The organism is Pseudomonas sp. 15A4 (genome assembly GCF_016925575.1).
GTDB lineage: Bacteria > Pseudomonadota > Gammaproteobacteria > Pseudomonadales > Pseudomonadaceae > Aquipseudomonas.
In genome coordinates this window covers 792,091-813,640 of sequence record NZ_CP068986.1, presented here as the reverse complement: position 1 = coordinate 813,640, position 21,550 = coordinate 792,091, and the positions used below count along the sequence as shown (strand labels likewise).

At 53.8% G+C, this 21,550-nt stretch carries 16 protein-coding genes and 4 pseudogenes; 9 read left to right on the top strand and 11 right to left on the bottom strand.

Going from position 1 to position 21,550, the window contains the following annotated elements; genetic code table 11:
• Window positions 1-19 precede the first annotated feature (19 nt).
• The 5 genes and pseudogenes from JN403_RS03610 (at window position 20) to JN403_RS03595 (ending at window position 6,003) form a co-directional block, all read left to right on the top strand.
• Window positions 20-1,615: a histidine kinase famiy protein gene (locus JN403_RS03610; protein WP_205485388.1), complete on the top strand. Its 1,596-nt coding sequence runs from the start codon at window positions 20-22 to the stop codon at window positions 1,613-1,615.
• A gap of 224 nt (window positions 1,616-1,839) precedes the next feature.
• A pseudogene (locus JN403_RS03605) lies at window positions 1,840-3,338 on the top strand (ATPase domain-containing protein).
• Window positions 3,328-4,443 carry a PAS domain-containing protein gene (locus tag JN403_RS25235; protein ID WP_240356800.1) on the top strand — a complete coding sequence of 372 codons (1,116 nt, stop codon included), beginning with the start codon at window positions 3,328-3,330 and terminating at the stop codon, window positions 4,441-4,443. The pseudogene JN403_RS03605 and the gene JN403_RS25235 overlap by 11 nt, the downstream one beginning before the upstream one ends.
• The gene (locus JN403_RS25230) at window positions 4,428-5,330 is read left to right on the top strand and encodes an ATP-binding protein (RefSeq protein WP_240356799.1); all 903 of its coding nucleotides are present in this window, start codon (window positions 4,428-4,430) and stop codon (window positions 5,328-5,330) included. The genes JN403_RS25235 and JN403_RS25230 overlap by 16 nt, the downstream gene beginning before the upstream one ends.
• A gap of 358 nt (window positions 5,331-5,688) precedes the next feature.
• Window positions 5,689-6,003: a hypothetical protein gene (locus JN403_RS03595; RefSeq protein WP_205485386.1), complete on the top strand. Its 315-nt coding sequence runs from the start codon at window positions 5,689-5,691 to the stop codon at window positions 6,001-6,003.
• A 29-nt stretch (window positions 6,004-6,032) separates the two neighbouring features.
• On the opposite strand, the pseudogene JN403_RS03590 reads toward JN403_RS03595, so the two are convergent.
• The 6 genes and pseudogenes from JN403_RS03590 to JN403_RS03565 all read right to left on the bottom strand — a co-directional run bounded on the left by JN403_RS03590 (window position 6,033) and on the right by JN403_RS03565 (window position 12,416).
• A pseudogene (locus tag JN403_RS03590) lies at window positions 6,033-6,531 on the bottom strand (GNAT family N-acetyltransferase).
• 1,004 nt (window positions 6,532-7,535) lie between these two features.
• Window positions 7,536-7,865 carry a hypothetical protein gene (locus JN403_RS03585; RefSeq protein ID WP_205485384.1) on the bottom strand — a complete coding sequence of 110 codons (330 nt, stop codon included), beginning with the start codon at window positions 7,863-7,865 and terminating at the stop codon, window positions 7,536-7,538.
• Window positions 7,866-8,153: 288 nt separating this feature from the next.
• Complete coding sequence (locus tag JN403_RS03580) at window positions 8,154-8,675, bottom strand: hypothetical protein (RefSeq protein ID WP_205485382.1); 522 nt, start codon at window positions 8,673-8,675, stop codon at window positions 8,154-8,156.
• Between the two features lie 282 nt (window positions 8,676-8,957).
• Window positions 8,958-10,927: pseudogene (locus JN403_RS25850) on the bottom strand (ATP-binding protein).
• Window positions 10,928-11,440: 513 nt separating this feature from the next.
• Entirely contained in the window at window positions 11,441-11,665 is a 225-nt protein-coding gene (locus tag JN403_RS03570) for a DUF6555 family protein (protein ID WP_205485380.1), read from the bottom strand.
• A 154-nt stretch (window positions 11,666-11,819) separates the two neighbouring features.
• The gene (locus JN403_RS03565; RefSeq protein WP_205485378.1) at window positions 11,820-12,416 is read right to left on the bottom strand and encodes a GNAT family protein; all 597 of its coding nucleotides are present in this window, start codon (window positions 12,414-12,416) and stop codon (window positions 11,820-11,822) included.
• Between the two features lie 275 nt (window positions 12,417-12,691).
• Between JN403_RS03565 and JN403_RS03560 the strand changes: the two genes are divergently transcribed.
• A complete protein-coding gene (locus tag JN403_RS03560) occupies window positions 12,692-14,053 on the top strand; it encodes a protein kinase (RefSeq protein ID WP_205485376.1) in 1,362 nt (453 codons plus the stop codon).
• A gap of 1,075 nt (window positions 14,054-15,128) precedes the next feature.
• On the opposite strand, the gene JN403_RS03550 is transcribed toward JN403_RS03560, so the two are convergent.
• The 3 genes from JN403_RS03550 to JN403_RS03540 are packed head-to-tail and all read right to left on the bottom strand — an operon-like array spanning window position 15,129 to window position 16,516.
• Window positions 15,129-15,362, bottom strand: a complete 234-nt coding sequence (locus tag JN403_RS03550; RefSeq protein WP_205485366.1) for a hypothetical protein — start codon at window positions 15,360-15,362, stop codon at window positions 15,129-15,131.
• Window positions 15,359-15,559 (bottom strand): hypothetical protein, encoded by a 201-nt coding sequence (locus JN403_RS03545; protein ID WP_205485364.1) that lies wholly within the window; start codon window positions 15,557-15,559, stop codon window positions 15,359-15,361. The genes JN403_RS03550 and JN403_RS03545 overlap by 4 nt, the downstream gene beginning before the upstream one ends.
• 6 nt (window positions 15,560-15,565) lie before the next feature.
• Complete coding sequence (locus JN403_RS03540) at window positions 15,566-16,516, bottom strand: hypothetical protein (RefSeq protein ID WP_205485362.1); 951 nt, start codon at window positions 16,514-16,516, stop codon at window positions 15,566-15,568.
• A 1,323-nt stretch (window positions 16,517-17,839) separates the two neighbouring features.
• On the opposite strand from JN403_RS03540, the gene JN403_RS03535 reads away from it, so the two are divergent.
• Window positions 17,840-18,169, top strand: a complete 330-nt coding sequence (locus JN403_RS03535) for a helix-turn-helix transcriptional regulator (protein ID WP_345945833.1) — start codon at window positions 17,840-17,842, stop codon at window positions 18,167-18,169.
• Window positions 18,170-18,558: 389 nt separating this feature from the next.
• Here JN403_RS03535 and JN403_RS03530 read toward each other — a convergent pair.
• Both JN403_RS03530 and JN403_RS03525 read right to left on the bottom strand, forming a co-directional pair.
• Window positions 18,559-18,924, bottom strand: a pseudogene (locus tag JN403_RS03530) (magnesium chelatase domain-containing protein); the annotation flags it as partial.
• A 202-nt stretch (window positions 18,925-19,126) separates the two neighbouring features.
• A complete protein-coding gene (locus JN403_RS03525; RefSeq protein WP_172610284.1) occupies window positions 19,127-19,411 on the bottom strand; it encodes an accessory factor UbiK family protein in 285 nt (94 codons plus the stop codon).
• A gap of 415 nt (window positions 19,412-19,826) precedes the next feature.
• Here JN403_RS03525 and glnK point away from each other — a divergent pair, with 415 nt between their 5' ends.
• Both glnK and JN403_RS03515 read left to right on the top strand, forming a co-directional pair.
• On the top strand, window positions 19,827-20,165 hold the full coding sequence (gene glnK, locus JN403_RS03520; protein WP_002555808.1) for a P-II family nitrogen regulator: 339 nt from the start codon (window positions 19,827-19,829) through the stop codon (window positions 20,163-20,165).
• Window positions 20,166-20,199: 34 nt separating this feature from the next.
• Window positions 20,200-21,537: an ammonium transporter gene (locus JN403_RS03515; RefSeq protein ID WP_037016614.1), complete on the top strand. Its 1,338-nt coding sequence runs from the start codon at window positions 20,200-20,202 to the stop codon at window positions 21,535-21,537.
• The last annotated feature ends 13 nt before the right edge of the window (window positions 21,538-21,550 follow it).

Sequence of the window (21,550 nt, the reverse complement as noted above, 5' to 3'; positions counted from 1 at the left end):
GATACAGGCCGGAGCAGCGATGGCGAGTCACCCAACACGTGTAAACGATAGCTCCACCGGAGACATCAGCGGATCAGATCACAACATCTTCTTCGCTGCCGTGGAGACCACGCGCATGCCGATGATCGTCACAGACCCCAAACGGCCTGATAACCCGATAATCTTCGCGAACAACGCATTCATCGACATGACGGGTTACAGCCGCGATGAAATCGTGGGCTCCAACTGTCGATTTCTGCAGGGGCCCGAAACCGATCCAGCTGCAGTCAAGCAAGTTCGTGAGGCCATCGCTGCCAATATCGAAGTGGCTGTTGAGCTGGTGAATTACAAGAAAGACGGCTCGGCCTTCTGGAACGCGCTTTTTATTTCGCCGGTGTACAACGAGTCCGGTGAGCTGATCTATTTCTTTGCCTCGCAACTGGATGTCAGCCGCCGGCGTGATGCCGAGGACGGGTTGCGCCAGGCTCAGAAAATGGAAGCGCTGGGCCAGCTCACCGGTGGTATTGCACACGACTTCAACAATCTGCTGCAGGTGATGATTGGCTATCTGGACATGATCCAGCGTACCGCCGATAAACCGCATTACGATCAGCAGCGGATTCTGCGCAGCGCAAGTAACGCACGAGACGCTGCTGAACGGGCGAAAACGCTCACTCAACAGCTGCTTGCCTTTTCGCGCAAGCAGAAGCTTCAGGGCCGTGTGGTGAACCTGAATGCCATCATCACCTCATCGCAGGAGATGGCCGAGCGCACGTTGGTCGGTACTGACATCAGGCTGGCCCTGGCAAGCGATCTGTGGAATTGCAGGGTGGACACGACCCAAACAGAGGTCGCGTTGCTGAACATATTCATCAATGCTCGTGATGCCATGGAATCACGGCAGCAGCGACTTCTGACCATGGAGACCAAGAACGTACAAATTCAGAACCTCGCCTCAATGTCATATGACGGGCTGATGCCTGGACGTTATGTCAGCGTGGCTATTACTGACAACGGCGCTGGTATGCCGGCTTCCATCGTCAGCCGGGTGATGGACCCCTTCTTCACCACAAAAGATGAAGGAAAGGGCTCCGGATTGGGGCTTTCCATGGTGTACGGATTCATGAAGCAATCCGGAGGAACGGCCCGAATTTATTCCGAAGAGGGCATCGGCACAACGATTCGGATGTATTTCCCTGCGGATGACAGCCAGCTCAACACCCTGCCCGTCATGGAGGCGATCGTCGAGCCATCAGGCCGAGAACGGGTTTTGATTGTGGAAGACCGTCCGGACGTCGCGGAACTGGCCAGAATGGTCTTGGAAGAATATGGCTATACGTGCGGACTGGCTTACAGCGGCCAGGAGGCACTTGCCATTCTCAAAGGAGAACAATTTGATCTGCTTTTTACCGACCTGATCATGCCTGGTGGAATGAACGGTGTGATGCTGGCCCGGGAAGCCAAGCGTTTTTATCCCAGCTTAAAGGTGTTGCTGACAACTGGTTATTCCGAGAACTCGCTAGAGCGTACGGATGCGGGGGGCAACGAGTTTGATGTGATATCCAAACCCTACGTGCCCACCGACCTGGCGAAGAAGGTACGGCAGGTACTGGAAGGCCCTAATGGAGTTAGCTAACGATTCACCGATCCTTTTCAAGACAATGCTCAGTTAGCGGCAAACTGCGGTAGATTCCCTCGGCGCATGCTTGGCTACACAGAAGAAATCCGTGGTTAGGGGGTACAAGCCTGTCAGGAAGTTCAACTTATTTTGCGAAGCACCTGGCTTTCCGTAGCAGCGGGAATTCGGCAGCCTCATACTTAAGCCGCTTGCCCACACACAGCTCCTCTGAGGTTAGAAATATGCCCCCACTGCGTCCGCTGGTCTCGACCGGCAATGCTGGATTCGACTCGATCCTCAGGGGGGACTTCCCAGCAACAGGCTCTATCTGCTTGAGGGAACGCCCGGCGCAGGCAAAACCACGCTCGGTCTTCAGTTCCTGCTGGAGGGCCTCAGGTGTGGCGAGCCGGTGCTGTACATCACGCTTTCAGAAACAAGCGAGGAGCTTGACAGCGTCGCGCGCTCACATGGGTGGTCGCTGGAGGGTATCGACCTTTTCGAGTTCTCCTCTACGGAAGGAGTGCTGGGCGATGAGTACCAGCAGTCGATCCTCCACCCGTGGGAAGCCGAGCTTGGAGACACCATCAGGCTGATTCAGCAGCGGGTTGATAAACTCCAGCCCAAGCGGCTTGTGTTCGACAGCCTCTCGGAGATGCGCCTTCTGGCTCAAGACCCCCTGCGCTATCGACGCCAGGTGCTGGCTTTGAAGCAATACTTCGCCGGGCGCGACATCACCGTTGTGCTGGTGGACGATCTCACGGGCTCCAATGGCGAGCGCGACAACCATCTTCATAGCCTGTGCCATGGCGTCATCACGCTTGAACGGCAGACCCTGGACTTCGGTGCTGCCCGCAGACGGCTTCAGGTGCAAAAATTACGAGGCGTTGACTTCGTCGCAGGTTTCCACGACTTCACCATTCGTAAAGGTGGCCTGGAGGTATACCCAAGACTGATTGCCGCCGGGCGTCACGTTCCATTCGATGCCACGCCAGTGGCCAGCGGTGTTACGGAACTGGACAATCTGTTAGTGGGCGGTCCCTTGAGAGGTACCAGCACGCTGGTTACAGGCCCTGCCGGATCCGGCAAGACCACCATAGCCCTGGCGTATCTGGCAGCTGCCTGCGCCAGGGGCGAAAACTGCACGATCTATGAGTTCGATGAGCGGATCGCTACCCTGCTCTCACGTGGCGACAGCATGGGCATGAATTTGAGCCATCACGTATCGAGTGGTCGGTTGGTCATTCAGCAAATCGATCCTGCCGAAATCTCGCCTGGCGAATTCGCGTGGCGAGTGCGTAACGAGGTTGAGGAGCGTGCAAGCACCATGATCGTCGTCGACAGTCTCAACGGCTACATGGCCGCAATGCCGCAGGAACAACAATTGATCCTGCAGATGCACGAGCTGCTTTCCTATTTGAGCCAGCTTGGGGTTGTGACTTTCCTGATCAATCCGCAACACGGTCTGGTGGGATCAATGTCAACCAATCTCAATATTTCCTACGTCGCAGATTCTGTCATCCTCATTCGCTTCTTCGAAGCGCAGGGCCGGCTTCGCAAGGCTATTTCGGTCCTGAAACATCGCAGCGGCGCCCATGAGGATGCGATTCGAGAGCTTCGCATCGACTCCAAAGGTGTGCGTGTCGGGGATCCATTGGTCAAATTCCGTGGCGTGTTGACTGGAACGCCAGAGTATTTTGGTGACGACCTGCCCCTCATGGAAGAGCGACAGCGTGGAAATTGAGCGATTTGCTGAGGGAAAGACCCTGCTGGTTGTGGCTCCTTTCAAAGGCGATGCAATCAGTCTCAGCAGACTGCTTGGAGATCATTACCCGCTTCAAATTCACCACAATATTGCTGACCTTTCATCTGCTGTAGGTGAAAAGACTGGCCTGGTGATCCTTACTGAGGAGTGCCTACAGGGGGATGTGCTCAGCCTCGAAAGGGCCTTGGATCTTCAACCAGGTTGGTCTGAGATCCCCATCATTCTGCTCGCGTCAAACAAAGGCCGATCTGGACGAGACACCGAGATGGCCAGAGGCAGGCTGCCCAAAGCTGCGGGGCATGTCATGGTGCTTGAACGCCCTCTCAGCTCGGCCTCGTTGCTGAGTACGGTTGCCGCCGCCTGGCGATCGCGCATGCGTCAGTTCGAGATGCGGGAAAGCCTCACAGAATTGGCTGAAGAACGGGGTCGGTTGCACACCTTGCTGGAGAACATTCCTGTCGGGGTGTGCTTCATGGACACGCAAGGCGCCTCGCTCGTCAGCAATCCCTTGTACCGGCGGTATGTACCGCAAGACATTATCCCCTCCAGACAGCCAGATGGCGCTTCGAAATGGGTAGGCCTTGACGCGCAAGGTAACCGCCTTGAACCCGTCATGTTTCCGGGTGCCAGGGCTTTAAGGGGAGAGACTGCGACCGCAGTGGATTTTTATCATCGCCTGGATGAAGGTCAGGAATCCTGGATGCGTGTCAGTGCAGTCCCGTTATACGACGAAAAACACTCCATCATTGGTGCCGCCTCCGTCATCGTCGACATCAATGAAGAAAAGCAAGCTGAGCTCACCTTGCGCAGGTTCAATGAACAACTTGAGATCCAGGTTGAAGCAAGAACACGAGAGCTGAGTGCTGCAATGGAGCAGCTCAAAGCCGAAAGTGCAGAGCGTGAGCGTGCCGAAGAGCAATTGCGGCAATCGTTGAAAATGGAAGCCGTGGGTCAGTTGACTGGCGGGATCGCTCATGACTTCAACAACATGCTCACAGGGGTCATCAACGCGCTCGATCTCATAAAGCTGCGGATGAGCAAAGGGCGACTGGAGGGGTCGAACGATTCATGGATGCCGCCCTGACATCAGCCCAGCGGGCCGCCTCGCTGACTCATCGGTTGCTGGCATTCTCCCGGCGCCAGTCGCTGGATGAGAAGGCCGTTTCGGTCAACGCACTCATTCATTCACTCGCCGATCTGCTGCTGCGAACCGTCGCGGAACAAGTCCTCATCCAGTTTGAGTTGTGCCCGGAAGAACCGTGGGTTTTTACAGACGCCAATCAATTGGAAAACGCCGTTCTCAATCTGGTCATTAATGCGCGTGATGCGATGCCCCACGGAGGGAAGTTAACGATTGCGACCTGCGTTGAGGATGAAATGCAAGGGAGTCCTGTCCGGCACGTATGTGTGAAGGTGCGGGACACGGGCTTTGGTATCCCGAAGGATATGCTGGACAAGGTCACTGAGCCTTTTTTCACGACCAAGCCTATCGGCCAGGGTACGGGATTGGGACTTTCCATGGTGTATGGTTTTGCGAATCAAAGTAACGGGTGCCTTTCAATTGAAAGCACGGTCGGGGTGGGGACAACCGTGTCGATCTGCTTGCCAGAGCGTGAAAAGGTCGAAGCGGAGCAATCGATGGCTTCCTCGGAAATCAGCAAAGGGCATGGCCAATCCATTCTTTTGGTAGAGGATGATGATTCGGTGCGCTTGATCAATGGAGAAGTACTAACTGAGCTTGGCTACCAGGTTTATATGGCACGGGATGGCGAGGAGGCCCTGGCTCTCTTCAATGATCTGGGAAATGTCGACCTGCTGGTCACCGACGTTGGTTTGCCAGGAATGAATGGCCGTCAACTCGCTGAAATTCTTCAGCAACTGAGGCCAGGCTTGCCCGTCCTGTTTCTAACAGGCTATGCAGAGGGAGCCATGGCAAGGGCTCATTTTTGGGCCCCAATATGCAGCTGCTGACAAAGCCGTTTACTTTGGAGTCGCTCGCCAGCCAAGTATCGAGCATGCTCGAACACAGTCAGCGTGTGGCCAGACCTCCACAAAAACTGTAAGGCAGATAGCAGGACACAAAAGGGTCGCTCTGCCGGGCTGCGAAGGTTACGGGCGCAAGCGCCGCGAGATACAGCAGAGGCCTCCCGCAGTTTTTTCAATACAGAATACATCTTCGAGCTCGCACTATACCCGCAACATGACTCTCAATCCCGGGGCAAGTCTCTCCTGTACACCGCGCTTTGCACCAATCGCTGGACGCCTGAACGCCACGTCCGGAAGAGGTATGCTTGCCGTCTAGAGTTCTTCAAATACTAAGGGGAAATCTATGGAAATGTACGACGAAGTCATTTTCAGCTACCGCCTGCCAAACGGACGCGCAGGCGGCAACTTCCAGACGACAGACCTCGAATGCACGCAAGACCGATACGAGGTAACGACCTCAGGCCGTCTGGTCCGTGTCTGCACCCAGAATGTCAGCGAGCGGCCTGTGGGCGATTTGAGCTATACCGGATGGCTCGACATTCGCGATGCTGTCGAAGAATACCGACTGGAATTTACGAACGGCTCGCTGCGAGCAATGCAGATCATGGACGAAGACGAATGGGTGCTTTTCGATCCGGCCAACTGCATCGAAACATGATGGCGGCCAGACCTGGTAAAGCAGAAAGCTCAGCGCTGGCAACGCAATACGTAAAATCGCGTGTCAACCGCCATCAGCGGAAAGCTCGCTGGCAACGCGTTCTTCTCGACGAGCTCGAATCCGTGCTTTTCATAAAATCGATGGGCCGCCAGAAAATTCGCCGTAGTCCCAAGATAGATCCGCTGCAATCCTCGCCGCTGAGCAGCATCAAGCAAGCATTCCAATAACTGCCGTGCCACACCGTACTTACGGCCGCGCCAAGGCGCGGCAACGAACATCTTGCGCAATGCCGCCTCACTGTTACCGATGTCCTTTAAGCCGATCGAGCCAATCACTCCCCCTCACACCTTGCCACCCAGAAATCCCCCGCGCCGGTCTGATAGAACGTCTGGATCTCCATCAGATCGGGTTGATCCTGCGCCGAAATGTTGATGCCAAACTCCCCCTCTGAATGAGCACGATCATCTCGACGATGCCTTGCTCATCACCTTGCGCATAACGATCAATACGAATGTTGGAGGCAGTCACCGCCCTTTCCTCTCATAAGTTCTGGACCTCTGCGGGGGTGAGCCCTGGGCCTCTGAAGCTTCTTTCCGCAGTGCAAAATTGACAAAATCTGATCACTCTTTGCCACATAGCCACTTTATGAAAATAGCCGCGCGGCTTAACAGAAATCCCGTTCCACGCAGGTAGCGGTAGCAGGTGGCAAAGGCCCTGAGTCGGAGCGGCTGCTCTGGGTCGAAAAGCGGTCAGCCTCGACCGTCTGCTTCCGACCCGCAGCCGTCTGTGACGAGACAGACATGGTTTCGCTGCGCCTGGTCATTTAGTCACGATGCTTCAGGCCGATTGAGGCGTGGCAATTTCGCGATTCGATACTTCCCTGTCTGTAAGGCCAGCACGCACGTTCTTTCATGCTCGGCGACTGCCGGACGATCGTCAACTTCGGTTTCTTCGGAGCCTCTGGCCTTGGCGAAACATCGGAGCTAACTCGAAAAGCGACCACATTGTCAGCGCCTCTAGGAATGAAGTTCTGATCATTGAAAACCGTTTGCCTAGGCGCGTTGTCTGGTGAACGGATTTCCGATGATGCTCGAAGCCATGATGAATCGAGGTCCTGCCTCGGCGGCATCGGATTTACGACAGTCAGTTGCTCTTCTCGTCCAGTCGGGCTCTCCGTCCGCTTGTATGCTGAGTCGAGGCGTGGGGCTCGGCCAATCAACTGAAGTGTAGCTACCGTCGCCAGGCTCGCGATTAGCACACAGATCGCCATATAGAGGACGTTATGTTTGTGATGCCCTCGGATGATTCGCTCAGGCGCATCGCTAATGTCGGCTTTCATATCCCTTCTCCGGCACGTCCTTGATGACCTGGAAAGGTCCATTTATGGTCCATTTCTTAGGCGCTTTGCTAGCAAGAGCACGGGGTTGCGGATGCAACGGATTCTCGGCCCGATTGCATCGAATCAGGCGCGATGCGCACCGAAGGTCTCTAGCCAACAGCGAGCAGTCATGACGGTGTGTCGTGCATTTCAGTTACATCGACTTGACCGATACGACTTCCACATAGCGGTATTTCCTCCTGGCTGCCTTTGTGGCTTCCTGCTCCGCCAGTAGAGTACTCAGGGTATCGGCCTCATGTAGGATTTCATACGTCTTGCCTTCAAACTCGTTGCTTACGCGGAGTGTGACCAGCAGCCTCGGGGTGAAGGTCTTGGCAGGCTTCTTTTTTACCGCCCTTGAGATGGGCGCAGCAATAATGTCCGCTTCGACCTCTGTCAAAGATGGCAGGCTTACTCGCGGGGATATTTGAGGGTTCCCGAACAATGCTTGACGCATCTCTTCTTCGGTCAATTCTTTGTTCATGTGACGTCTCAGAGTTTCATCGAAAAACCGACGGGATTCTACCAGCTAGTCCTGGCCAAAAAGTGGCTGCCATGGGAATGCGAACAGATACGAGGTCCGTATGCAGCCAAGGCTAGCTGGTTCGATTAGGTACTCCGCATCTTTTACGATTGGACTCAGCAATCCTTGAACCTCCTACCGATAGGAGGTCTTTCCACGGCACTGTAAAACCAACGAGTGGCTCGCCGTGGAACAAGGGGAAGCTTTGTCGGACAGAAGCCAGGCGCACCAATCCCGATGAAGCTCCTTTCAGATAGCAGCGTTAAGCGCGGCAGTCTCAGAAAAAACTGCGGCCTTGCACTGGCTAGCATCGGTTATTGCCTTGAGCTGGATCTCGCATTTTTCACGTGCAGCGGCATAACACGCCATTAGATAGTCGGCTTGCCAGAGGGTTAACCGCCCGGCCACATTCAGTCCCAAAGCAAATCCATCCGCTCGGCCATGCGTCCACTTCAGTTGCTCGAGCGAGTCTGCCTTATGGATCTTGTACAACAGAGTATCCGCCATGCTATGCAGCTCCGGCGAGAGCTCCAGAGCGTTGATGTGGCTGAGTGGGAGGCTTGAAAAGCCCGCGGGCTGTTTGATCTGGTAGGACATGTTTGACTCTCGTTGATTGCGCAGGGCAAAACTGCGGCTTAGCTCAGCTAAGATTTGGTTCGTCTGATTATCAGCATCTTCAGCGTTCGACCGCTCAGAGACATGATGGCCATTTGACAACACCATCACCAGGAAAGTTACATACTGCAGACGTTCGATCGGGAAAGATCCCATCGTTAAGCGCCTGACTACGTACGCAGGCGTCACGAAGAACTTTTACAACGTCATAGTGGCTGGATGGCATGCCAACTGCGCGGCGGCACCGAAGGGATGAGCTGGAGCTTGAAGGATGACGAGACGCTCCGGGGTGGCTGATCATGCCCACATCAGCGCGACTAAAATTTAAGACCGCCGCAGATAGGACCGATGGATTCTCCTACCTTCAAGGTCAGATACGGAGTACAAGGCGATCGATGATGGAAACTGGTCTGAATTGCTCTGGGACTCCACATCAACTTACGCTTTATCCAGCAGCGACTGGATATGAGCCTTTATGAGGTCAATGGAAAAGGGCTTGGTCATGATCGTCATCCCTGACTCAAGCTGGTCGTTTCGAAGCGCTGAAGTTTCAGCATAGCCCGTTACAAAAAGGATGGGCAATTTAGCTCGGAACTGACGCGCAGCGTCTGCTAACTGTCGGCCGTTCATGCCTCCCGGTAGCCCTACATCGGTGATTAACAGGTCAATTGGCACATCTGACTGCAGCAGTTGGAGTCCAGAAAGGCTGTCACCTGCCTCAATAGCAGACAAACCTAAGTCGTCCACAACGTCCATTATGAGCATCCGTACCGTAGGCTCGTCATCGACAACCAGCACCGTAGCGCTTCGCGCGGATGCAGGCTGGTTTGGCGCAGAAAGTGTGGTGTCGTCATGAACCTCCTCACCATCATAGCGAGGCAGGTAAATACTGATGGTGGTCCCTGCGCCGATTTTGGACGCGATCCTGACCTGTCCACCGGACTGCTGAACAAAGCCGTACACCATGGAAAGGCCAAGCCCCGTGCCTTGACCAATAGGCTTAGTCGTAAAAAAGGGCTCGAACACACGAGCGACGATTTGCGGCGACATGCCTGACCCGGTGTCTGAAATACGCAAGACAATGTAGGGCTCACCAGCTTCTTTCGAGGCATTACCAGGGGGCAACAGCGACTCATCGAGCCATTCGTTGGCAATCGCGACAGTGATCTTCCCCCATCTGGCATAGCATCACGGGCATTCAAGCAGATATTCAGCAGTGCATTTTCTAGCTGAGGACCATCTACGCGGACCGGCCACAGTTGTGAACCTTCGATTACCTGTAACTCTATGGCGGGGCCAATACTGCGTTGGATAAAATCCGTCATCCCGCGAATGAGATGGTTGCCATCTATAGGCTTGGGCTCGAGGGCCTGGCGACGCGAGAAAGCAAGCAGGCGATGCGTAAGCGATGCTGCACGTTTAGAGGCATCCATAGCCGCGGCCAGGTAGCGAGCAAGATCGTCGAAACGTCCTTGCTGTATTCGAAGCTCCATGAGCTCCAGTGAGCCTGATATACCGGCTAACAGATTGTTAAAATCATGGGCCAAGCCTCCGGTAAGCTGCCCTACAGCTTCCATTTTCAGCGACTGCCGCAGCGCCTCTTCTGCTGCGGCTAAAGCCTTCATCCTGTCGTACTCGACTGTAAAATCACGCCCTACAGCATAGATGTGATAAGCATCCGGCTGAGTAGACCATGAAATCCAGCGGTAGCTTCCGTCCCTGTGACGGTAACGGTTGTCAAACCGAGAGTAGGCATGACCTGAAGATGACTCCCTGACGCCGGCATGAGTACGCTCCAAGTCCTCAGGATGGATCAGTTCTAACAGGCTGGAGCCGAGCAATTCTGATTCGTGCCAATCGAGCAACTGTGTCCACGCAGGATTCACTGCGGTAATAACCCCCTCAAAGGTGCACTGAAGCATCATATCTGAGGACAATAGCCAGAGTCGGTTGCGATCAGCCGTGCGTTGATTCACTTCATCTTCGAGTTGAGCGTTAAGCGCGAGGAGTTGAGACACCGCCAGTGCGCGGGCGATTTCAGCCCTATCCCTTCCCCGGTCTGCCAACACTTGCTGAGTCATTTCCGTGGCCAAAAGCAGCACACCTGCAAACCCACCTTCCTCGCCTTGAACGGGCGAAAAGCTGTAAGTCCAGATCGTTTCTTCGTCTCGACCGTGACGGCGCATGATCATGGACAAATTTTCTATGGCAAAACCTTCCCCTGTTGCTAGCACCTGGGCGACTTGAGGACTTAACACGGGAGCTAGATCAGTCAGTACCTCGGGCATGGGTTGGCCAAAGGCAAGCGGATGCCTATCACCCAAGGCCAAGCCATAGGCGTCGTTGTAAAGGAGTAATTGCTGCTTGCCCCAGTACAAAGCGGCTATGCCCTTCGCATTCAATACCAGGGACAGCGAGGTGCGTAGAGAGACCGGCCAACTGTCGTAATCGCCCAAGGGAGTTAGCGACCAATCGGTTCCTCTCACACGATTCCCCATTTCACCGCCGCCAATTATGGGGGGATGCGAGGATTTGGCGGGGCTGTAGACAAGGAAAAAGCTGCTGACCATCAGGCGGAATCACAGACATACTGGGTTATCCAAGGCTACCTGCTAAAAATTTGTACGCTTCCAAGACCCTGTAGACGATGGCAAGCAGGTCAAAAATTGCGGCCATTCTATCAATAAGGCGACAAACAGGTTCCTCACGATTATCGGCTACTTTTTGATGCGCGCAGGACAGCGGCTGATTTCGTTGCTGAGATGACTTAATGCAGATCTGGTCGCGACTAAGCAGACTCAGTAGAAGCTGTATGGAGATGATGCGCCAATCTGGACGCTCTTAGAGGCCGCAGTGCCTCACTGAATAACTTGGAGGAATTCTGCCGCTTGGTCGGTCTAACCTCAGCCGACGAACACCCTCTAAGCGTGCGACCACTGCACCTGGACAATACCGTTCCGCTCTGCGAGTGGCTTGCTAACGACCTTGACCTTGTCTCGGCGATATTTCGGGATCTGCGCAACCCCCGAATCCACTGCAGCCCAGTGCCATGCCTCAGAATTGCTCATGGTTTCCGCGCTGACGTAAAAGCTCTTGTCGGCACCATTGTGCACGTAGTCGATTCGATAATGAGCGGAGTGTGGCATGGGCGGTTCCTTTCCCGAAATGTGACGAAGTTCACTTATTCGGAGAATTACCAGGTTCCTTAGTTCCGTGTTTTTAATCACCGCACCGGCACCGGCGGCACGGTGTTCAGTTCACGCCGAGCCCCGAGGCAAGTGGCGACGCCCGGATCTGCGATCAACCAATCTTCGGGCCATGAAGCTCCATTGCTGTGGGGTCACTTTGTATGAGGCTCAGTTGATGTAGGCAGACATAGCGTCCTTCTTTGTATTCGACGTCGCGCAAGGTTCCTTCGTGAATGAACCCGAGCTTACGGAGAAGATGGAAGCTGGCTGCATTCTCGGGCTCAACATCTGCGTGCACCCGATGGATGTTCATATGCCTAAAAGCATGCCGTAAAATCTCCGGCAACGCTTTTTGCATAATTCCGCGCCTCCAGTAGGCAGGCAGTAGCCAGTATCCCAAGCTGACACTGCGATGCTCGTGTATCCAGTCATTGAATCCGCAGGCTCCGATGAGCTCGTCGTCTTCATGCCTTGCAACACCCCACCAGATCCCCTGACGCTCAGACAACAGCCGCTCATACCACCGCATTTGCTCTACGGTCGCCTCAAGGCTGTGATAAGACACGCCGTAATGGCGTATGACGCCTGGGTTAGAGAGACCTGCGAAAACGGCCTGGATGTCATCAGATCGTATCTCGCGAAGCACGTAATTTCCCAAGCCAAAACTAGGTACGCTCAATGCGGTTGATGGGTTCAAATCGATGTCCATATCTGTGCTTCGTCTCGTCATCCGATGGCAAAATTAAAAGCCCAAAGCGCTGGAAGTCGAAGACCTCTTTAACGGAAACCTCGTTCTACGCGGCTAGGTACTGGCACAGGCCCTGAGGTTGAGAGGCTGCTTTGGGTCGAAAGGAGCCAGTCGTGGCTGTCCGCTTTCGACCCAAAGTTGCCGTTCACAATTGGCGCAATCGGCCAGGGCAGACAACGGAGACTATTTGTGAAATCGTACCGCTCTCGTTGGATTCCTAGTCATGGAAGTAAGTAATGGAAATCAAGGAAATAGATGCCGGCGGTCCACCTTGGAAGCTAAACCACGACTCGATACCGTTAGCGTGGAAGCACAAAGGCGACGGTGGTAACGCCCATGTTTGGACGGACGGCACCCATGCTATCAAACGTCTTAAACCTAACGCTTCGAAAGAACCGGTTGCACGGTTCGCCCGAGAAGCACAGTTGCTGGCTGGGATGGCCGGAAACCCTGAATTAGCGGTTGTACCTATTGTGGACGTGCGGAAGCGTGCTGGAGAGATCGAAATCGTCATGGAGCTGCTTGAGGGTAATCTCGCGGAAGTCATCGATGAATACCAAGCTCAACCTGAGAAAGCTGCAAAAGCACTGCTGCCCATTGTCGAAACACTTGCTCGACTCGCGAACCGACCTCAGCCCATTCACCATCGAGACATCAAACCAGAAAATTTGCTCTACAAGCTAAGGGATGGCGAGATCTCGCTATCCCTTAGCGACTTCGGATGCGCGTACCTTGCTGAGGACGAGAGGCTAACCCCAACTCATCGAGCTATCGGGGCCTGGGCCTATCGGCCTCCTGAGTACAGCATAGGGCGTGTAGCGAATGTAGATGAAAAAGGCGACGTGTTCAGCCTAGGAAAAGTATTCTGGGCCATGGTGAATGGTCAAAGGCATGTAGTTTTTCCGGGACCGGTCTGGTTTCAAGAGGAGTTCGACCTAGCGCTCCTGTTTCCGACAATTCCGAAAATCCATCACGCGATGGTCCTGATCGCTCAGACCTGTAACATTCGTTCAGCAGAAAGACCAACGCTTGCACAGTTCGCCACTAATCTTCGGCAATTGATCACGCCAACAACCGGAGAAGCTTTCTTGAGCAATGATGAGTTAACAGCGGCCATGCTGCGTAAAGAGGCACGGAGGGATATTGAGTACCAGCAGCGGAGAGCTTTTGCAGCACAATTCGTTTGCGCCATCCATGCTGACTTTCTCCGAGGCATTGATGAACTGCATAACGGTCTGCCGACGTCTGCCCTTTTTCGCGAATGGTTTGATGCAACGCAACGATCCGGTCAGTCACAGGAGGCACTTGTTAATCAGGTCGCCGAGTACGAGTCGGACGCTCATGTATCAAATGTCTTTTTCCAAAAGACAGTCCTCAATACTCGCTTCTTCCCGACTAATGGCACCGCCGCCATTCGGTTTGTTGCTCGCATTGAGGATCAAACTGGCCGAGTTCCTCCGTCTGAGCTAACTATTTACGGAGGCGCGGATGGAACGACAGCGGATTTTCACCTATCAGACGGTAGCAAGGCGAGCGAGCCATATGACAGCGCTCTCATGGTCACGTTTCTGATGAACGCTGCAATACAACTGCCTTAGCTTCGCGAGAGCGGATTCCTATGACAAACACCACGCCCCCCAGTCTGGTCAGATCCCGGGCACGTACTAAACAATGTCGGGTGTCTATTTCTGACTTGTAGCAGCCAGCAGGGCAGCTCTGGCTCGGAAGCTGCCGCTCTTGGCCGACCGCTATCGGCCAGAAGCGGACATTGGGCAGAGGGCCTGTGCACCCAACTAAATTACCTGGTGCGCCTAAAAACGTGGAAGCGACTCATTCAGTTTTAAAAACTATCTTCAGGGAACACTGCGGAGATCAGTAGCGAGGCTGTGACCGATGTCGAGAGGCCGCTGTTTGCTTGGAAGGCTGTCAGTTGAGTGGCGTTAATGGCGCGACTATCACTTCGTCGTGGTAGTGACCGTGAAGGGCGGCAGGATCTCGAGGTTGTGCGCGCAGGGGTGTCAGGTAGCCGTGGATTCCTACGCGAATGCAGTGGAGATATTCACGAAGACGGATGTAACTGAAATGGACGCGCGCTGAGCTCTCATCGGGAAGGGCGGCGCCGTAATCTACAAGCAGTTCAAGCGAATTCAATTGGCGTAGCAGGAGTGAGAGTTGAACTCGCTCATCAGCTGATTCGCTGGCAATGGTTGAGAAGTGTCCGGTTGAAACGTAGACAACCGCCACGCTTAGAAAAAGACGAAATCCAAGGGTGTCTTTGATGACGATCGAACCACCTTGATTTGGTGCAGGTAATTCAATCTTGCGGCACCAACGATGGTGCAGCTGTACTCAATAGTAACAAGTCGTGAGCGGATTTATTGTACTGTTCTATCGAGCGCGCTGGATAACACAAGCGGATATGCTGTATCGCGTTCGGAGGGGATCAGCTTTCTATGGTGCGATTAGTATGGAGGTTCAGGTAGTGCCTGCAGAAAAAAATCAGTGTGGTTGGTGGAGGAATGAGACAGAAATTTATACGTTCGTGTAACTGTTAAGCGAAGAGATACGCTACAGAATCTCTACTGACTTCCAATTTATCGGGTAAGATAACCGTTAATTCTTATGTTGTTGAAAGGAATCTAATGCCAGCCAAGGCTGAGACTCCCATTGTACTCATTCCGCCAATTTTAGATCCTGGACATCAGACTTGAGCTCGCCTAGCAGATTTGGAAGTGCTAAAAGGCTTGTAGGTTTAAGTGCCGGAACGACCAAGATCGCTCCGATCGCAACGAGATCTGCGACGATCTCTATCACCTTACCGACCAAAAAAATGTCGTGAACGGCTTTAGCTGCAGCGTCAGCCGCCTGAGCCAACGACTTCGCTGGCACATTTAGCTCATCCGTCAATGCTTTAAAACCTTTTTTTGAAACTCATAAGCCTGTCCTATCAGTGGTTTGCTCTGATAGTAGAGTTCATTTTTTTCCTTATCACTTAGCCCGGAATCTACCTCCTGTAGCTTGTCAGAGCAACTGTTGTAGGTGTCGAGATAACTATTGGCCAAGGCAAAATAATGCTCGGACATTAAAGTGTTATTGTCTGTCACTTCATACTACTCCTCTGTTTTGAATGCGTCTTCGTATTGTTTTCTTGCAGCGACTACCTCTTCTTGTGCCTCTTTAAGCTCCCTAACTAGCAGCTTGAAAGAATCTGTATTGAATGCGCTGATATTGTCTGCCATATCCTGGTGAGCCTTCCCGATCGTGGAAAGGGCTGCCTTGTAAGCGATGATGGCTTTCTTTTTATCAGCAAATCCCGAAATTAACTTTGCTTTGTTTTCCTCTCTTAAATAAGCGTCGTCAAAATTTTTCCCGATCGGCGTTTGTCGCGCCTGTGTGTCATACCAAGTTGCGACGCTATTTTTTTCGCTGTAGACGAATTTTGATACGCTGTTCATTGCAATGAACAGTCCTTTTGTTAAAGCCTGGATGTCAGAGTTGTTATCAGTAACTATTTGCTTTACCTTGTAGTTGCGGTAGGCCTCAAGCGGTAGTTTTACCAGTTTCAGTATTCCTCCATAGGCCTTGTAGGCCGCTGCGTTTGAAGCTTTCTCCTCTGCTATTTCTGTTGGAGTAGTGCCCCGTACAGGTAAATTTCCAAGATTTGTCACTAGCCCATCAACTTGTGCTGAAACGTCGACAGCTTTGTCGTCGGCTAACTCTCCAAGACGCAACATGTATGCTGACAAAACTCCCTGCAGGCTTTTGATTGCGGCAACCTCCTGAGGTGTTGGTGGCGATGTCGGTCCTGCGGGTCGGTCGGGAAAAGGTGTTCCGGGCTGATGAATTCGATCAAGAATCGGGTCAAATTTTCTAACCCGCTTGTCCCAAGTGGCCCAGTAGTCGATTGCTTCCTCAGAACCAGTCAAACTAGATGATTGCTTTGCAAAATTACTGACGGACTCTAGGTTTGCACAACCTTGTAAAGCTAGTATTACAGTCAAAACACCCGTATTGAATAAATGACCTCCAACTCGGGAGGATTTGGGTCGAAACGTCACCATAACAAAGCTCCTTTTTTGAATTTTAAACGCTCAAGTGAAGCTAGCTGACTGTCCGAAATCTGTCCAAGAGAATGTGAAATTTTTATAGTGACAGCTGGTAATCCTACGGCGGAGTGTTTCACGAGTGAGCCACATAGGATAAGTTGGTTGGTGCGAGTGATGATGAACACCTGCGATGCGTTCGAGGGTGCCGAAGTTTTTTAGAATCGGTCGCTCGCAAAAACATATCAACAATCTATGCTCGCTTGATGGTCGAAAGGATTCAATTGGCAAAACTTGAGACGCGTGAGGTTTGCATGGCTTAAATCGAACTGTCTCTTAATAAATTTTGTTTTGTTGGGTGTTCGTGGTTTATTAGCTGGAGGCGATATGTATAAATATTCAGCGCCAATGATCGTTCTATTCGATGTCTGCTGCCCTGTCTTGGCAGGTGATGTTATCGCTAATGCAGAATTGACCCTGCTGCCGACTTGGCGTTGCCCCATAAGTATTCAGCCCAAAGCCAGACCTGCTATCACTTTACGAATTAGAAGCTAGGATCAGCGAAATTTCGGCAGCTGGGCCAATTCTGCATCAGCGGCAACAGTGATTGAGAATATTGCGAGATATAGGGCGATTCGGCCTGCCTGCTGACTTCAATGAACTACATCTGCATCCTGGGGTGACTGCACTTCGATTTCGATATTTGTTCTTGGTCTTATAGGTCTGCTGACCAAGAGGGCCCTCAACGCGAATTATCCTTTAATTCTGTGAGTGTCGATGTAGTCGTCAAAGAGATTAAGTGGATAATGTTGGGATTGATATAGTACCTCTTTAGAGTAGTGATTCAGCTCGCTCTCATCGGCTATGCCGTAAGTTCCTCCGCTGGTGATATAAACAATTCCATTTTCTCCTGTCGGTCTATGCATTACGAAAAACATCGCGTAGAGCGTTTGGTGGAGCCATTTTCCACATCCGTTAACACTGTGAGGGGTTGAAATAATCACTTCTCCTAATTCTGAGTTGTAGACCCTCCGCATGGCAGCAGCCAAACGAGCGAGGTCATAAGGATCCGATATCAACAGAGCTTCGTTTTCTTCAGTTCCGATGAAATTGGGTGAACCCGCGATCTGAAAAAAGGGCTCGCGATGCTCAGCCTTTTCCAGTGCTTCTTATCTCCTGAGAGCATCGAAACGCTTCCCAGGCAGACCTCGTCGAATGCATCGGTAGTGAACATTTATTCCTCCGAGACCTAGCGATATGCTCACTGCCGTTTTCGCGTAGATGAGCAACTAATTTGAGCTAATTTCCTCCGAGCCATGAAAAAGGAAGGCTCTATACTGCATGCAGCATAGCACTTTTATAAGCGAAAGGGCTTTATCGTACCTTTTGCGAGTTCTGTGCATGTCTAGGAAAAAGGACTTCGGAGCGGCACTGAGAGACATTAGGGTTCACAAACAGCTCTCCCAAGAATCTCTAGGCCCTAGTCAATCATTCATAAGCTCAGTCGAACGAGGTATTCGTAGCCCCACTCTCCAGAAATTGGAGCAACTCGCTGCGCTATTGGAAATCAGTCCAATAACGCTTCTGGCGTATGCATATCTCGATCAGGACCAGACAGCTGATGAATTGCTTGCCGTCATCAAAATGGAGCTGCGAGCGCTGGGAAAGTGAGTCGCTATCCTAGCGTTTCGTTGATTTCCTGAGTCTCAGCTGTACTTTGGATCTATGCCTCGTGAACCCTGATTGCCTTTTCACTAATCGCTGGTTCTTGCCTGAGGCAGGATTTCGGCGGGGAGTAGGCCACAGAAAATCTGATCCCGCGCCAGGATGGCTCAAAGCCGCTCGCGTGGTTCTGAGGGGCAGTCCATGTGTTTGCCGTTGAAACGCAGGCCATTGCGTCGTTCAGATTGCCGAGGCAGCCCCCTACCGGTATTGTCGGTCACCTCATCCAGCGGCATTCTATAGATGGCGTTTACTTACATGCGCGGCCCAAACCGTATATCTGCTAAATGCGCCGCTTTTCTGCAAGATTTGTTTAGATCGGGTGTTGCAAGTCCTCCTAAGCCTTGCACGGGCCGAATCGCACCCGACAACGCCAGCTCCCCCAGACACTCAATGCCCTCCAGCGCAAGCGTCGGCACCTGCGCGCTGGCGGCGAGCAAGCCAAGCGCGATGGCAAGATCGAATCGTCCGCCGTCCTTGGGCAGATCGGCAGGGGCTAGATTCAAGGTGATGCGCCGCGCCGGAAATTCCAGCCGACAGTTAAGGATCGCACTGCGCACCCGATCCTTGCTCTCCTTCACCGCGCCCTCCGGCAGACCCACCAGCGTCAGACTGGGCAGCCCGTTGGCGAGATGGGTTTCAACGGTCACGGCAGGGGCTTCAACGCCAACTTGGGCACGGCTCAGAACGATCGCGAGGGACATGGCTTTCCTTGAAGGCAGCACCGCTTCCTGCGGCGAGCTGAAGGATAGTCATTGGCCCGGCGCGTGGGCGGGGGCATGTTTTACGGGGTATGTATTGAAGGGCAGGGGCACAGGAGGATAGGTCGATGACCACGTTGGAGGCCATCAAAGCCCAGGTTCAGCGCATTGCGCACTGCGCCTGAGCACCCGCAGGGTTAAACGCTCAACCCTGTGGCTCAGCCCCCGGCGCTTTCGGCTGCGTCGCCAACTGCGCTTCCATCTCCGCCATCTTCGCTTCCAGTGCCTCAAGTCGGGCGCGGGTGCGGGCGAGGACGATCATCTGGCTGTCGAATTCTTCCCGGCTGACCAGATCCAGCTTGCTAAAACCGCTCTGCAGCAGCGCCTTGAACTGGGTTTCGAATTCGCTGCGGGGAACCGGGGTTTCGCCGTTGAACAGGCGGGACGCGTGGCCGCTCAGGGCGTCGAGAAAGGCTTTAGGGGCGAGCATGATGAAACTCCAGAATCAGAGGGCGCGAGTGTAGCACGCAGCTTTCGACCGCCCGCCACGCGCAACGCTCTGCACGCTTTTCGCGCATCGCCTCGGGCACGCGCGCACCGTTATTGTGCGGCGATGGCAGTCGACGACTACGCTGAAGCGTGAATTAACGATACAAGTGCCGAAATTCACGCCGATCGATGAGATGGCAAGCTTTCTGCTTAGTGGCTTGTAACCCATGCACTGATGCAGTCGCTGTGACGAATGCAGTGCGGCAGGCGGAGCGGGGAATGTTTCGTCAGAAGCGGTTTTCTGGAGTTGGTCAGGTCTCTTGCGGACACGACGCGTTACAAAGCCAGACACTGCGCTTAGACTTGAGTCGGGTTTGTTTTCCTGGGGCAAGTCCACCAATTCGGGAGAAAGTTTCATGAAGCTAGTCACTGCCATCATCAAGCCGTTCAAGCTGGACGACGTACGCGAGTCGCTGTCCGAAATCGGCGTGCAGGGCATCACGGTTACTGAAGTCAAAGGCTTCGGACGTCAGAAAGGCCACACCGAGCTGTATCGCGGTGCGGAGTATGTAGTCGACTTCCTCCCCAAGGTGAAGATCGATGTTGCGATCGACGACAAGGATCTGGACCGCGTTATCGAAGCGATAACCAAAGCGGCCAACACCGGCAAGATCGGTGACGGCAAGATCTTCGTGGTCAATCTGGAACAGGCCATCCGCATCCGTACCGGCGAAACCGATACCGACGCAATCTAAGCCGCCAAACCCCAACGCCCCAGGAGAAAACAATATGACTCTGCGTCAATTCGCAGGGCTAGGAGCCCTGTTGTCCCTCGTAACCCCTGGCTTGGCCATGGCGGCAGACGAAGTGGCAGCCCCCGTACTCAATTCCGGCGACACCGCCTGGATGCTGACCTCCACCGCGCTGGTGCTGTTCATGACCATCCCCGGTCTGGCGCTGTTCTACGGCGGCATGGTCCGCTCGAAAAACATTCTTTCCGTGATGATGCAGTGCTTCGCCATTACCGGCCTGATCAGCATCCTGTGGGTCGTCTACGGCTACAGCATGGCGTTCGACACCACCGGGATGGAAGCCAACGTCGTCAACTTCAACTCCTTCGTCGGCGGTCTGTCGAAGGCGTTCCTGGCAGGCATCACCCCGGCAAGCATCACTGGCCCTGCGGCACTGTTCCCGGAAGCCGTTTTCGTGACCTTCCAGATGACCTTCGCCATCATCACCCCGGCCCTGATCGTCGGCGCCTTCGCAGAACGCATGAAGTTCTCCGCGATGCTGATCTTCATGGCGATCTGGTTCACTCTGGTTTACGCGCCGATTGCGCACATGGTCTGGAGCGGCGTCGGCGGTCTGTTGTGGGACTGGGGCGTTCTCGACTTCGCGGGCGGCACCGTTGTTCACATCAATGCCGGTGTGGCTGGCCTGGTAGCGTGCCTGGTACTCGGCAAGCGTAAAGGTTTCCCGACCACTCCGATGGCCCCGCACAATCTGGGTTACACCCTGGTAGGTGCGGCCATGCTCTGGGTGGGCTGGTTCGGCTTCAACGCAGGTTCCGCAGCTGCGGCCAACGGCACCGCCGGTATGGCCATGCTGGTCACCCAGATCGCCACCGCTGCTGCAGCGCTGGGCTGGATGTTCGCCGAATGGCTGACCCACGGTAAGCCAAGCGCGCTGGGCATTGCCTCGGGTGTGGTTGCCGGTCTGGTTGCTGTGACTCCGGCTGCCGGTACTGTCGGTCCAATGGGCGGCCTAATCATCGGTCTGGCGGCAGGCGTGGTCTGCTTCTTCTGCGCCACCAGCCTGAAACGCAAACTGGGCTACGACGACTCCCTGGATGCCTTCGGCGTTCACGGTATCGGCGGTATCCTTGGCGCGATCCTGACCGGCGTGTTTGCAGCCCCTTCGCTGGGCGGCTTCGGCACTGTGACCGACATCGCGGCACAAGTCTGGATTCAGTGCAAAGGCGTCGGCTTCACGGTCATCTACACCGCGATCGTGACCTTCATCATTCTCAAGGTGCTCGACATGGTCATGGGCCTGCGTGTCACCGAAGAAGAAGAAGCGGTCGGCCTGGATCTGGCGCAACACAACGAACGTGGCTACAACTTGTAATCCACGCATGAAA